13 protein-coding genes are annotated in these 13,906 nt (G+C 64.8%); 3 read left to right on the forward strand and 10 right to left on the reverse strand.

Features of this window, described 5'->3' with window-relative positions:
• Positions 1-9: 9 nt before the first annotated feature.
• A complete protein-coding gene (dapB, locus tag F3K02_RS01875) occupies positions 10-831 on the reverse strand; it encodes a 4-hydroxy-tetrahydrodipicolinate reductase (RefSeq protein ID WP_177132670.1) in 822 nt (273 codons plus the stop codon).
• A complete protein-coding gene (locus F3K02_RS01880) occupies positions 828-1,622 on the reverse strand; it encodes an outer membrane protein assembly factor BamE (protein ID WP_343066940.1) in 795 nt (264 codons plus the stop codon). The genes dapB and F3K02_RS01880 overlap by 4 nt, the downstream gene beginning before the upstream one ends.
• On the opposite strand from F3K02_RS01880, the gene fur reads away from it, so the two are divergent.
• Positions 1,621-2,061: a ferric iron uptake transcriptional regulator gene (fur, locus tag F3K02_RS01885; protein WP_177132672.1), complete on the forward strand. Its 441-nt coding sequence runs from the start codon at positions 1,621-1,623 to the stop codon at positions 2,059-2,061. The two genes, F3K02_RS01880 and fur, sit on opposite strands and share 2 nt — an antisense overlap.
• Positions 2,062-2,123: 62 nt before the next feature.
• Here fur and hprK read toward each other — a convergent pair whose 3' ends face one another.
• From hprK to F3K02_RS01905, 4 genes are all read right to left on the reverse strand, one after another.
• Positions 2,124-3,074 carry an HPr(Ser) kinase/phosphatase gene (hprK, locus tag F3K02_RS01890; protein WP_177132675.1) on the reverse strand — a complete coding sequence of 317 codons (951 nt, stop codon included), beginning with the start codon at positions 3,072-3,074 and terminating at the stop codon, positions 2,124-2,126.
• The gene (locus tag F3K02_RS01895; protein WP_177132677.1) at positions 3,071-3,541 is read right to left on the reverse strand and encodes a PTS sugar transporter subunit IIA; all 471 of its coding nucleotides are present in this window, start codon (positions 3,539-3,541) and stop codon (positions 3,071-3,073) included. Before F3K02_RS01895 ends, hprK begins: the two co-directional genes overlap by 4 nt.
• Positions 3,542-3,682: 141 nt before the next feature.
• Positions 3,683-4,012, reverse strand: a complete 330-nt coding sequence (gene hpf / locus F3K02_RS01900) for a ribosome hibernation-promoting factor, HPF/YfiA family (protein WP_177132680.1) — start codon at positions 4,010-4,012, stop codon at positions 3,683-3,685.
• A gap of 152 nt (positions 4,013-4,164) precedes the next feature.
• Complete coding sequence (locus F3K02_RS01905; protein ID WP_177132682.1) at positions 4,165-5,418, reverse strand: MFS transporter; 1,254 nt, start codon at positions 5,416-5,418, stop codon at positions 4,165-4,167.
• 67 nt (positions 5,419-5,485) lie between these two features.
• On the opposite strand from F3K02_RS01905, the gene F3K02_RS01910 reads away from it, so the two are divergent.
• Complete coding sequence (locus F3K02_RS01910) at positions 5,486-6,754, forward strand: patatin-like phospholipase family protein (RefSeq protein ID WP_343066941.1); 1,269 nt, start codon at positions 5,486-5,488, stop codon at positions 6,752-6,754.
• Positions 6,755-6,959: 205 nt separating this feature from the next.
• The gene (gene corA, locus F3K02_RS01915; RefSeq protein ID WP_177132688.1) at positions 6,960-7,946 is read left to right on the forward strand and encodes a magnesium/cobalt transporter CorA; all 987 of its coding nucleotides are present in this window, start codon (positions 6,960-6,962) and stop codon (positions 7,944-7,946) included.
• A 160-nt stretch (positions 7,947-8,106) separates the two neighbouring features.
• Here corA and F3K02_RS01920 read toward each other — a convergent pair whose 3' ends face one another.
• The 4 genes from F3K02_RS01920 to F3K02_RS01935 form a co-directional block, all read right to left on the reverse strand.
• Positions 8,107-8,856, reverse strand: a complete 750-nt coding sequence (locus F3K02_RS01920; RefSeq protein ID WP_177132690.1) for a 5'-methylthioadenosine/adenosylhomocysteine nucleosidase — start codon at positions 8,854-8,856, stop codon at positions 8,107-8,109.
• A 64-nt stretch (positions 8,857-8,920) separates the two neighbouring features.
• Positions 8,921-10,609 (reverse strand): long-chain-fatty-acid--CoA ligase, encoded by a 1,689-nt coding sequence (locus F3K02_RS01925; RefSeq protein ID WP_177132692.1) that lies wholly within the window; start codon positions 10,607-10,609, stop codon positions 8,921-8,923.
• Positions 10,610-10,824: 215 nt separating this feature from the next.
• Positions 10,825-12,246: a Re/Si-specific NAD(P)(+) transhydrogenase subunit beta gene (gene pntB / locus F3K02_RS01930; RefSeq protein ID WP_177132694.1), complete on the reverse strand. Its 1,422-nt coding sequence runs from the start codon at positions 12,244-12,246 to the stop codon at positions 10,825-10,827.
• Positions 12,247-12,260: 14 nt separating this feature from the next.
• Positions 12,261-13,871 carry a Re/Si-specific NAD(P)(+) transhydrogenase subunit alpha gene (locus F3K02_RS01935; RefSeq protein WP_177132696.1) on the reverse strand — a complete coding sequence of 537 codons (1,611 nt, stop codon included), beginning with the start codon at positions 13,869-13,871 and terminating at the stop codon, positions 12,261-12,263.
• Between the last annotated feature and the right edge of the window lie 35 nt (positions 13,872-13,906).

Consider the following 13,906-nt stretch of genomic DNA (forward strand, 5'->3'; position numbering starts at 1 on the left):
GGCTCGCGCTCAGTGCAGTCCGAGCACGTCGTACATGTCGTACAGCCCGCTCGTCTTGTCCGCCAGGAAACGCACGGCGCGCAGGCTGCCCTGTGCATAGGTCACGCGGCTGCTGGATTTGTGCGTGATCTCGATGCGCTCGCCGGTTCCGGCGAACAACACGGTGTGATCACCCACGATATCCCCGCCGCGGATGGCGGCGAAACCGATGCTGGACGGGTCCCGCTCGCCGGTCACGCCTTCGCGGGCGTAGACCGCGCAGTCCTTCAGATCCCGGCCCAGCGCCTCGGCAATCACCTCACCCATCTTGAGCGCGGTGCCGCTGGGCGCATCCACCTTGTGGCGGTGGTGCGCCTCGATGATCTCGATGTCGTAGCCTGTGGACAGCGCCTTGGCCGCCATTTCCAGCAGCTTGAACGTGACGTTCACGCCCACACTCATGTTGGGGGCCATCATGATGGCGATGGACTTCGACGCCTCAGCGATCTCTGCCTTTTGTTCGTCGGTAAACCCGGTCGTGCCGATCACCACATTCACCCCGTGCTTCACGCATTCGCGGATATGGCCCAGGGTGCCCTCGGGTCGTGTGAAATCGATCAACACCTGGCTGGCCGCGAGACCCGCGCCTACATCGGCGGTGATGGCGACACCCGTCGTCTGCCCGGCATAGGCGCCGGCATCCAGGCCGAGGGCGGGGCTGGCCGGGATGTCGAGCGCACCGGTCAGAACGCAGTCGCCGCTGGCGCGCACCGCCTCCACCAGCATCTGCCCCATGCGGCCGCTGGCACCGGCCACACACACACGGTGCGGATTACGGGGCACGGCGCTCATCGGACAGACCCCGGGTTTTCCAGAGGTGGATAGCTGGTGGATGCCGGTGGCGCGTCGGGCACCGGTGCTTGCGAGCCGGCTGGCGCGGCGTTGCGTTCCTGGAAAGTCTTGAGCTGCTCGTCAGTGGCTTGCATCGCAGGAGCCTTGCCGGACTTGCGCTTCACATCCAGCGATGACACGAACTCCTCTTCACTGGGCAGTTCATCGGCTTCAAACCGTTCCAGAGCCTCGGCCTTGAAATACACGGTCAGCTTGCGTTGCTGGGTCGCCTGCCCCTGGCGGCGGAACGTGAACACATAGTCCCAGCGGTCGGCGTGAAACACGCTGGCCAACAAGGGCGAACCCAACAATTCGCGAACCTGCTGGCGCGACATGCCCACCTGCAAAGCCTGGGCCTGTTCGCGCGTGACCACATTGCCCTGGACAATGTCAATTTTGTAAGGCGTCACCAGCCCGCCGAGGGTGGATACATCGGGCAGTTTGTCACCCCAGCCGGAGCAGGCTGAGAGCAGGCCTGCGACAGCCAGCACACCCAGGGCACGCCCCACACGACGCGGACGCACGGTCAGACAGGAAGAAAAACGGGACATTGACTGGCGCATGAAGGCAACCCATGTAAGGCACGCGTTACCGCCTTGGGCCGCAGGGACATGCAGCAGGCAACACGCTGGCGATATGATCGCTTCATTGTAGCCCCGGGGTCCGGCCTGCCGTGCCGCCTGGGCACCCTGTGCAGCGGCGACCATGGCCGAGGTCCCGCCGTTCCACTCCTTGCAAACAGCCTCGCCCATGACCAACATCGATGAACTGAAAAGCACGGGGCTCAAAGCCACGCTGCCGCGACTGAAGATTCTGGAGGTGTTCCAGAACGCCAAGCAGCGCCACATGACGGCCGAAGATGTCTACCGTGTGCTGCTTGAAGAGCATTCCGACATTGGACTGGCCACGGTGTACCGCGTGTTGATGCAGTTCGAGCAGGCCAGCCTGCTCACGCGCAGCAATTTCGAGTCGGGCAAAGCCGTGTTCGAGCTCAACGAGGGCCAGCACCACGACCACCTGGTCTGCCTGGACTGCGGACGGGTGGAAGAGTTTTACGATCCGGAAATTGAAAAACGCCAGCAGATGGTCGCCAAAACGCGCGGCTTCATCCTGCAGGAACACGCGCTGTCGCTCTACGCGAACTGCAACAAGGTGAACTGTCCCCACCGCAACGAGCCCGGCCACCGCTGACCTGGACGGCTGCATCGCAAGCCGATCCGCGCTGAAACGGCGCCACACACCGCCAGCAGCGATCACTCGCTGTGCAACATGGCCGCCCGGTGGCGTGCAACAAACTCCTGGTAAGTATCGATACCGCGCAACTGCAGGATCGTGTTGCGCACCGCCGCCTCCACCAGAACGGCGATGTTGCGACCCGCCACCACCTGGATCACGGCCTTGCGCACCGGCACCCCGAGCACGTCCTGGTACAGCGGCTCGTGCGGCATGCGGTCGTAATCGCGCTCCATGGTTTCCTTGCGCACCAGGTGCACGATCAGGGTCAACCGCATCTTGCGCCGCACCGCGGTCTCGCCAAAGATGGCCTTGATGTCGAGCAGGCCGATGCCGCGCACTTCGAGCAGGTTCTGCAGCAGTTCGGGGCACCGGCCCTCGATGCTGGTCTGATTGATGCGGTAGAGATCCACCGCATCGTCGGCCACCAGACCATGGCCTCGTGAAATCAGTTCCAGCCCCAGCTCGCTCTTGCCGAGGCCGGATTCACCGGTGATCATCACGCCCATGCCCAGGATGTCCATGAACACGCCGTGCATCGAGGCGCGGTCGGCAAAATGGCGCGAGAGGTAGGCGCGCAGCACATCGATCACGAACGCCGCCGGCTCGGGCGTGGCAAACATGGGGATCTGGGCCCGTTCACACATGGCCATGAGCGCATCGGGCGCGGTCTGCCCATCAGCCACCACCAGCACGGGAGGCTCCAGCGTCACGATGCGGGCCACGCGGCGGCGGTTGTCATCTTCGCTCGGGCTCGTCAGGTAAGCGACCTCTCGCTCGCCGAACACCTGTACGCGATAGGGGTGAATGTAGTTGAGATAACCAACCAGATCGGCCCCGGAACGGGCCTCCCGGATGGCCACCTCATCAAACCGCCGCTCTGAAGCCCCCAGCCCCGCCACCCACTGCCACTTCAGGGCATCGCGGTGGTCTTCAAACAGGACGTCGGCGCTGACGACGGTGGGTTTCATGCAGCCGCATGGGCCGACTGCCAACCGGTGATCAGGCCATGCAGTGCACCCGACTCCACCGAGGTCTTCATCTGCTCGCGCAGAACACTGTCGCTCAACAGTTCAGCGATTTCCGAGAGGATTTCCAGATGCTTCTGGGTTGCGGCTTCAGGCACCAGCAGAAAGATCATGAGCTGCACAGGCTGCTCATCGGGTGCATCAAAACCGATCGGGCTGGCCAGCTGGAACACCGCGGCCAGCGGTTGTTTCAGGCCTTTGATGCGACCATGTGGAATGGCCACACCGTGACCCAGGCCCGTGGAGCCCAGACGTTCGCGGGCAAACAGACTGTCGGTGATCAGGGCCCGGTTGAGACCGTGCAGGGTTTCGAAAAGCAAACCCGCTTCTTCAAACGCACGTTTTTTGCTGGTCGCGTCCACGCTGACGAGCACTTGCGCAGCGGGCAATATGGCAGATAGTCGGTTCATGGGGGCCTCTTGGACCGCAAATTATGCCGAGTTGGGCGGCGTTGGCTAGACTGCAGGCACAAAAAAGCCGCTTGACTTTTGAAGCGGCTTGTTGCTTTGCAACATTGTGGCCGGGCAGCGTTGCGCAACCCGGTTCACACATCACATCAGGCGCTTGGCCGAATCGTGGTGGTGGTCCTGGCTTTTGTCCTTGTAGCGCAGGACCTGGCGATCGAGCTTGTCTGCCAGCTCGTCCACGGCAGCATACAAATCGGCGTGTGCACTTTCGGCAAACAAATCCCTACCTTTCACATGGATGTTGCATTCGGCCTTCTGGCGCAAGTCTTTCTCCTTCAGGTTGTCCACTGTCAGCAGCACCTTGATATCGACCACCTGGTCAAAATGTCGGGAAATGCGTTCGAGCTTGGTCGTGACGTAACCGCGCAAGGCGGGCGTGACTTCGAGATGGTGACCGCTGATCGTAAGGTTCATAAAAGAGCCTCCTTATGCTCCGGGTTGACACAAGCCGCCGGAAGGGCAGACCTCCCGGCGGCCACGGGGATGTCTTGAGCCCACTATGCCCATGAATCCGCAGGGACGCAAGCCTGCATTGCAACAAAGCGGTAAAACACGAACCTTGTCATTCACCTCGGCCGCACCAGGTCGCCTGTCGAGGGATGCACCACGGCAGCCGAACCGTGTACCCGCAGACGGCGTGCCATCAGGATCGCCGCCACGCTGACGCAGGCACCGAGCAGACCCGACATCCAGTAGTTCTGCACCAGGCCTGCGGCATCACGGCTGATGATGAGCCCGCCCAGAAAGGACGCCAGCCCCATGGCGGCCGATTGCACCGACGCGTTGAGCGCCATGAAGGTGCCGCGCAAGGCCGGGTTGGCAGCACCGGTGACCAGCGCCATGCCGGGAATCATGCGGCCGCTCATGAAAATGAACAGGCCGGTGGACACGACGAGCACGGCCCACAACGGCCACCGCGGCATGAGCGTGGTCGCCAGCAGCGGCACGATCACGGCCAGTGCGAGGATCGTGAACGTGCGCTGCTTGCCCCACCGGTCGGCCAGACGGCCGAACAGCCGTGCCGTGAACAGGGTGGCCACACCGCCACACAGATAGAGGTAGGGCACCTCTTCGGGCAACACGCCCACGTTCGCCTGCAGATAAATGGTGAGGTAGGGCAAAACGGTGAAGCCGGTGAACATCAACAAGGCCGAGAAGGCGAAGGCCCGCTGGTGGTTGGGTTCCGCCAGCACCATGCCGATGCCACGCCAGGCGGACGGCCGGTCCGCAGCGCGCAGGTGGTGATCCAGCGCAGGCAGGGTCAAGGCCGCTCCAATGGCGAAAGCCCCGCTCAGCAGGGCGATGCCGATGAAGGGCGCCTGCCAGCTCAGGTGGCTCGCCAGAAACAGGCCCAGGGGCACGCCCGCCACCGTGGACACCGAGAACGACGACATCACGATGCCCATGGCGCGCCCCCGCCGTTCGAACGGGATCACGTCGGCCACGATGGTCTGCGACAACGCCGACAGCACACCGCCAAACATGCCAGCGGCCACGCGCGCCACCATCAGGAACCCGTAGCCCGGGGCCAGCCCGCAGCCGAGTGTGGCCAGCGCAAACAGCCCATACAGCACCAGCAACAGGCGTTTGCGGTCAAAGCGGTCGACGTAGGTGGCGGCCGCCAGACCCGACACGCCTGCGGCGAGCGTATAGGCCGACACGAGCAGACCGAACTGCGCGTCCGTGATGCCAAAGAGCCGCGTGAACTGCGGCCCCAGGGGCATCATGATCATGAAGTCGAGGATGTGGGTGAACTGGATGCCGGCAATGGTCAGCAACAGCCCGAGTTCGCGGCGGGGGGAGAGTCGGGGATGTGTCATGATTTTGGTGAACGGCACACTGTATCTGCACACACCACGCGCCCGCCCGGAAAGGTTTTTTCATCCCGTGTCCCTCGATACGCTGATCGTCCAGAACCTGCTGGGTGCCGACCAGTCCGAGCCTTCGTGCGATGCCTGCGCCCTGGTGCTCCTGGGCGGTGGCGCGCGCACCGCCTACCAGGTCGGCGTGCTCAAGGCCCTCGCCGCCATGCTGGCAGCCAACAGCCCCGCGGCGGACAACACGGCGCCCGCGTTCCCGTTCAAGTGGCTGTTTGGCACCTCGGCGGGCGCACTCAACGCCAGCTACCTGGCCAGCCGGGCTTCGCTCGGACTGCAGGCGCTGCCCCAGTTGGCGACGTTCTGGAGCCAGCTGAGATCAAGCCACATCTACCGGCTGGAGGCCCCGGGCTGGGTCCGCGCCAACCGGGTGTTTGCCGGCTGGACGCTGGCGCGCCAGGTCAAGCGACACCGCGCACTGCTGGACACCCTACCCCTGGTGGACACGTTGCACCATGCGATCGACCTGCCCGGGCTTGAGCACGCGCTGCACCAGCAGGACATCGATGTGCTGGGCGTCACCGCCTCCAGCTACACCACCGGCGAACACTGGACGTTCTGCCAGACCCGGCCCGATCCGGCCACCCGGCCCTGGAGCCGTCCCGGACGGCGCGCGTCCTTCCAGCCCATCACCATCGAACACCTGATGGCGTCCAGCGCCATCCCGTTCCTGTTCCCGGCGGTGCCGCTGTGGGTCGAAGGCCACAAGGAACATTTCGGCGACGGCTCCATGCGCCAGCTCTCTCCGCTCTCGCCCGCCATCCAGTTCGGTGCGCGGCGCATCCTGGTGATTGGCGTCGGACAACCCCAGCGCTCCGGTCTGGGTGGCCACAGCAACGGCGAACCCACCGCCGGCACCATCGCCGGTCACGCCATGGCCAGCGTGTTTCACGACACGCTGCAGGCCGACGTGGAGCAGGCCCAGCGGGTCAGCCAGACGCTGAGCCGACTGCCGCCGGAGCTCGCAGCGGCCCTGCCCTACAAACCGCTGGAAGTGCTGGCGCTGCAACCCAGCTTTTCGCTCGACGAACTGGCCAGGAAACACATCGGCTCCCTGCCCGCCCCCACGCGCAACACCCTGACCGGCCTGGGGGCGCTCGACACGGGTCGGGGCTCGGCCGGCAGTGCGGCCGCGCTCGCCAGCTACCTGTTGTTTGAACCCGATTTTGTCCACGCCCTGATCGAGCTGGGCGAACACGATGCTTGGCGCCGCAAAGACGAATTGATCGCCTTTTTTGGGGCGTCACAAATGGTCGGGGCATCGTTGGCGATGCCATAATCGGCCGCAGTTCCCTCATGGAGTTCCCTATGGAAAGCACACCCCCCAGTTGTGTGCTTTCAGCCATCCCCGCTCCCGTCTGAGCGCCGCGCCCTGCGCGGTGGTCAAGGCCAGGCGGCAGGACGGCTGAAAGCGCCGTCCGCCCCGCCCGCCGCTGCGGCTTTCGCACGCACCGGCCTCACAGACACCCCGCCCGGGAGCACCCATGCTCAACGTATTCACCCTGGCCAATGGCCGCCTGTTCCAGGAAGAAATCGAGTCGCTCGAAGAGCTGGCCCAGTTCAAGCCGATCTGGGTCGACCTCGAAGACCCCACGCCCGAAGAGCGCCGCTGGGTCAAACAGCATTTCGGGCTGTCGATTCCCGAAGACGCGATGGACGACGATATCGAGGAGTCGGCCCGTTTCTTCGAGGAAGACAACGGCGAGCTGCATGTGCGCAGCGACTTTCTGATCGATGACGACGAAGATCCACGCGCCATCCGCGTGGCTTTCATCCTCAACGAACACAACGCCGAGCTCAGGAGCCAGGGCGTGCTGTTCTCCATCCACGACGAAGACGTGCCTGTGTTCCGCCTGCTGCGCATGCGCGCGCGGCGCATGCCCGGCCTGATCGAAAACGCCAAAGATGTGCTGCTGATGCTGTTCGATGCCGACGCCGAGTACTGCGCCGACACGCTGGAGAACATCTACGACGACCTGGAAAAAGTCAGTCGCCAGGTGCTGGCGGGCGCCGTGACGGACGACACCGCCGGGCAGGTGCTCTCGGCCATCGCACGCCACGAAGACATGTCGGGTCGCATCCGCCGCAACGTGATGGACACGCGCCGCGCCGTCAGCTTCATGATGCGCACGCGCATGCTGAGTGCCGAACAGTTTGAAGATGCTCGGCAGATCCTGCGCGACCTCGATTCGCTCGACAGCCACACCGCCTTCCTGTTCGACAAGATCAACTTCCTGATGGACGCCACCGTCGGTTTCATCAACATCAACCAGAACAAGATCATCAAGCTCTTCTCGGTGGCCAGCGTCGCGCTGCTGCCCCCGACCATGATCGCCAGCCTCTACGGCATGAACTTCGAGTACATGCCGGAACTGAGCCAGCGGTGGGGCTACCCGTTTGCGCTCGGGCTGATGGTGCTCTCGGCCGTGGGGCCCATGCTCTATTTCCGCAAGCGCGGCTGGTTGAAATAGAAACACCCCCATCGCCCGCTCACGGCGTGTAGCGGGCTCCGCCCCTCAAGGGGCAACGCGAGCGGCCTGGCAGAGCCAGATCCGCCGCGTTCTTGGCGAAAGCACTTCTCCGGCCAGCCCCCCGGCACGCTCCGCACTCCGGCACTTCGCGCCGGATTGTTCAGTGGTTGAACAAGGACTCGATCACGGCGCCGCTGTAACGGCTGGCCACTTCGCGCAGAAACTTCGGGAAGTCCACGTGTGCCGCGTCGTCGGCGCGGTCGGAGATGGTGCGCACCACGGCCAGGGGGATACCGAAATCGTGGCAGACCTGCGCGAACGCCGCGCCTTCCATTTCCACCGCCAACGCCTCAGGCAGCTCGCGCTGCAGCGCCTGGCTCTCAGCCGTGGTGGCGACGAAGCGGTCGCCGCTGATGAGCAGGCCCTGGTGCAGGCGCGGGACCTGCAGACCGAAGGCGGCAGCGGTCTCGGCACCCAGTTGCTGCGGCAGCTGGTGCAGCATGCGGTCGCAGGCCAGCTCCAACGCATCGGTCAGCGCCGCATCGGCCTCAAAGCGCGCGCGGCCGTAGCCGGGCACCTCGTGGCGCGGGAACAGGGGCGATGCGTCCATGTCGTGCTGCAGGAACTGGCGCGCGAGCACCATGTCGCCCACGTTGACACCCGCGCCCAGGCCGCCAGCCACGCCGGTGAAGACGATGCGGTTCACACCGAAGTGCTGGATCAGCAGCGTGGCGGTCGTGGCCGCAGCCACCTTGCCGATGCCCGAGAGCACCGCGACCACGTCCTGTCCATGCAAATGCCCGACCCAGAACTCGCGCCCGCCGATCACCTGTTTGTGTTCGTCGGGCATCAGTTCCAACACGCTGGCAAGTTCGTCGTGCAAGGCCGAGACAATGGCGGTGCGGGGCATGCATGGGCTCCAGAAATGACAAAGGCGGCCAAAGCCGCCCCGTCATTGTGTCGCAGTCACTGCGTCACTTCTTGTCTCTGAGTTCGCGGCGCAGGATCTTGCCCACCGGCGTCTTGGGCAGCTCGGTGCGGAACTCCACCACCTTGGGCTGCTTGTAGCCGGTGAGGTTGCTCTTGCAGAAGTCGCGCACCTGGGCTTCGGTGAGCGCGGCATCCTTCTTCACGATCACCAGCTTGACCGCCTCGCCCGACTTGTCATCGGGCACGCCGACCACGGCGCACTCCATCACGCCGGGCAACTGCGCCACCACGTCCTCCACCTCGTTCGGGTAGACGTTGAAGCCGCTGACCAGCACCATGTCTTTCTTGCGATCGACTATTCTGAAATAGCCGCGCTCGTCCATCACACCCACGTCGCCGCTCTTGAAGTAACCGTCGGGCGTCATGACCTTGGCGGTTTCATCCGGCCGCTGCCAGTAACCGGCCATCACCTGCGGGCCTTTGATGGCGATCTCGCCGGCCTGGCCCTGCGGCACTTCGTTGCCCTCGTCGTCCAGGCATTTCATGAAGGTGTTGGGCAGGGGCACGCCGATGGTCGCGGTGAACTCGGTGTTGGTCACCGGGTTGCAGCTCGCCGAGGGGCTGGTTTCGGACAAGCCATAACCTTCGCAGATCGGGCAGCCGGTCTTCTCCAGCCAGAGCTTGGCCACCGCGCCCTGCACCGCCATGCCACCACCCACCGACACCTTGAGGTTCTTCCAGTTGACGGTGTTGAAGTCCGGGTGGTTGGCCAGGCCGTTGAACAGCGTGTTCACCGCCGGGAAGTTGTGGAAGGTGTGCTTGGAGAGCTCCTTGAGCACAGCGGGCAGGTCGCGCGGATTGGGGATGAGGATCACTTTTCCGCCGGTGCGCATGCCCAGCATCATGTTCACCGTGAAGGCGAAGATGTGGTACAGCGGCAGGGCGCAGACACTGGTGGGCTGCTCGCTGGCCGGCACCTGCTTCATCACGGGGTCGTTCCAGGCCTCGGACTGCAGCACATTGGCGATCACGTTGCGGTGCAGCAGCACAGCGCCCTTGCTCACGCCGGTGGTACCGCCGGTGTACTGCAGCACGGCCACGTCCTCCGGCCCGATCTCGGGGCGCTTGAGCGTGCCGCGTGTGCCCTTGGCAATGGCATCGTTGAAACGCACCGCCTGTGGCAGGCTGAAGGTGGGCACCATCTTCTTCACGTTGCGCACCACGTAGTTGACGATGGCGCCCTTGAGCAGGCCCAGCAGGTCGCCCATCGCGGCCAGCACCACGTGCTTGACCGGCGTGTTCGCGATGCACTGCTCCAGCGTGCTGGCGAAGTTCTCGATGATGACGATCACCTTGGCGCCCGAATCCTTGAGCTGGTGCTCCAGCTCGCGCGGCGTGTACAGCGGGTTCACATTGACCACCACAAAGCCCGCACGCAGGATGCCGGCCACCGCCGCCGGGTACTGCGGCACGTTGGGCATCATGATGGCCACACGGTCGCCCTTGACCAGGCCCAGGCCCTGCAGGTAGGCCGCAAAGGCCTGTGAGAGGCTGTCGGTCTGGGCAAAGCTGACGTCTTTGCCCATGAAGCTGTAGGCCGTGCGGGGCGCGTTTTTCTGGAAGCTCTCCTCCAGCAGGTGCACCAGCGACGGATACTGCGCCACATGGATGTCGGCGGGCACACCCGCGGGGTAGGCGCCCAGCCAGGGTCGATCGGCCGTCGGTTCGGTCATGCGGTATCTCCAGATATCTTGTGGGTCATCGGCAACTGCGCATTGTCGTCCGGGCCGAGGCCTTTCGGCCTCGTGTTTTTCCCTTACGAACGACTGACAGGCTACTCTAAAACCTGTGGCGCCCATGCCTCGGTGCTACAAAAACAAAGAGCCGGTGGGGGCACCGGCTCTTTGCTCATTCTGTCGCCGAGGCGACCTCATCGATCAACCCGCGCTCAGCTCTTCAGCGCGACCAGCACCTCATCGAGCATCTTCTTCGCGTCGCCGAACAGCATGCGGTTGTTGTCTTTGTAGAACAAGGGGTTGTCGACGCCGGCGTAGCCGCTGGCCATGCTGCGCTTCATCACGATGGAGGTGCGCGCCTTCCAGACCTCCAGCACCGGCATGCCGGCGATGGGGCTGGTCGGGTCGTCTTGCGCCGCCGGGTTCACGATGTCGTTGGCACCGATAACCATGGTCACATCGGTGTCCGGGAAGTCGTCGTTCAACTCGTCCATCTCGAACACGATGTCGTAGGGCACCCTGGCCTCGGCCAGCAGCACGTTCATGTGGCCCGGCATGCGACCGGCCACCGGGTGGATGCCGAAGCGCACGTTCACACCCTTCTCGCGCAGGTGTTTGGTGATCTCGTACACCGTGTGCTGGGCCTGTGCCACCGCCATGCCGTAGCCGGGCACGATGATCACGTTCTTGGCCTCGCGCAGCATCTCGGCGGTCTCCAGCGCGAGGATGGGCGTCACCTCGCCGGCGGGCTCGACCGCCGCACCACCGGCCGCTTTGGGCGCGGCGGCGGTGGTGCCGAAGCCGCCGGCGATCACGCTGATGAAGCTGCGGTTCATCGCGTTGCACATGATGTAGGACAGGATGGCGCCGCTGGAGCCGACCAGCGCACCGGTCACGATCAGCAGGTCGTTGCTCAGCATGAAGCCGGTGGCCGCGGCAGCCCAGCCCGAATAGCTGTTGAGCATGGACACCACCACCGGCATGTCGGCGCCGCCAATGGCCATCACCATGTGCACGCCAAACAGCAGCGCGATGGCGGTCATGACAAACAGCGGGAGCATGCCGTCCTGCAGCGTCTCGGCCTGCAGGAACAGGCGGCCGAAAACGATCACCGCGATCAGACCGGCCAGGTTCATCCAGTGGCGGCCGGGCAACAGCATGGGCTTGCCGCCGACGCGGCCCGAGAGTTTGCCGAAGGCGATGACCGAGCCCGAGAAGGTGACCGCGCCGATGAAGATGCCGACGTAGATCTCCATCGCATGGATGGTGTGCTCCGCGCCCTCAAAGCCCTTGGTGGCCTCCGGATCGACGTAGGTGGCGTAACCGACCAGCACGGCGGCCATGCCGACCATGCTGTGCATCAGCGCCACCAGCTCGGGCATCTGCGTCATCTGCACGGTGCGCGCGGCGTACAGGCCGATGGCCCCGCCGACCACCATGGCGCCGACGATCCAGGGGATGCCGGCGGCGGTGACCTGCGGGCCGAACACCGTGGCCGCCACGGCCAGCGCCATGCCGACCATGCCGAACAGGTTGCCGCGGCGCGACGTCTCCTGGTTGGACAGGCCGCCCAGGCTGAGGATGAAGAGAATGGTCGCTCCGATGTAGGAGACCGTGGCCAGACTTGCAGACATTCAGGGTCTCCTTCTTATTTGCGGAACATCGCCAGCATGCGCTGGGTGACGGCAAAGCCGCCGAACATGTTGATGGCGGTCAGCACCAGCGCCACTGCGGCCAGGGCAACGATCAGGGTGTTGGGTCGTTCGGTCGCGTTGGCCATGGGCGAGATCTGCACCAGGGCCCCGATGGCGATGATGGAGCTGATGGCGTTGGTCACGCTCATCAGCGGCGTGTGCAGCGCAGGCTTGACGTTCCACACCACCATGTAGCCCACGAAGCAGGCCAGCACGAACACCGTGAAGTGCGACAGGAACGCGGCCGGCGCGTAGGCCCCCACCAGCGCGAACAGCACGGCGGTGACACCGGCCACGATCGCCAGCTTGCCCGCCGGCATCGGCCCCGATGGCTCGCCATGGCCTTTCTTTGCCACCGGCGCGGCGGCGGGCTTGGGCGCCGGTTTGGGCGCGGCCACCAGGGCGGGCGCGGGCCAGGTGATCTCGCCGTTCTTGATCACCGTCAGGCCGCGGATCGCGTCGTCGTCCATGTTGACGTTGATCACACCGTCCTTGGTCTTGCACAGCTCTTCGCTCAAACGGAACAGGTTGGTCGCGTACAGCGTGGACGACTGCTGGGCCATGCGCGAGGCCAGGTCGGTGTAGCCGACGATGGTCACGCCGTGGCGCACCACCGCCTCACCCGGCACGGTCAGCTCGCAGTTGCCACCCTGCTCGGCCGCCATGTCGACGATCACGCTGCCCGGCTTCATGCTCTTCACCATCTCGGCGGTGATCAGCTTGGGCGCCGGTTTGCCGGGAATCAGGGCGGTGGTGATGATGATGTCGACTTCGCGCGCCTGCTTCGCGTACATCTCGCGCTGCGCCTGCTGGAAGCCCTCGCTCATCACCTTGGCGTACCCGCCACCGCCCGAGCCCTCTTCCTCGTAGTCGACCTTGACGAATTCACCACCCAGCGAGACCACCTGGTCGGCCACCTCGGCGCGCGTGTCGTTGGCGCGCACGATGGCGCCCAGGCTGGCGGCAGCGCCGATGGCGGCCAGACCGGCCACGCCCGCGCCCGCGATGAAGACCTTGGCCGGCGGCACCTTGCCCGCCGCCGTGATCTGGCCGCTGAAGAAGCGGCCGAAGGCATTGGCCGCCTCGACCACGGCGCGGTAGCCGCTGACGCCGGCCATCGAGGTCAGCGCGTCCATCTTCTGCGCACGGCTGAGCGTGCGCGGCAGCGCGTCGATGGACAGCACCGTGACCTGTTTCTCCGCCAGCTGCTGCATCAGTTCGGGGTTCTGGGCCGGCCAGATGAATCCGATCAGCGTCTGCCCTGCGTGCATCAGCGCCACCTCGTCGGGCGTCGGGGCGCGCACCTTGAAGACGATGTCGCTGCCACTCCACAGATCGGCCGCTGTGGGCGCGATGCTGGCGCCGGCTTCTCGGTAGTGCTCGTCACTGAGGTTGGCGAGTGCGCCCGCACCACTTTCCACCACGACACCAAAACCCAGCTTGATCAGCTTGACCACGGCCTCGGGCACGGTGGCCACCCGTTTCTCGCCAGGAAAGATCTCGCGCGGTACACCGATGCGCTGCGGTGTGGGAGCGGCTGTCTCGTTCGATGCGCCAGAAGTCATGGGAGAGTCCTCGATGCAGGGATGTTGGAAATCAG

It is taken from the genome of Hydrogenophaga aromaticivorans (assembly GCF_013387465.1).
In the GTDB taxonomy this organism is placed as follows: Bacteria; Pseudomonadota; Gammaproteobacteria; order Burkholderiales; family Burkholderiaceae_C; genus Hydrogenophaga; species Hydrogenophaga aromaticivorans.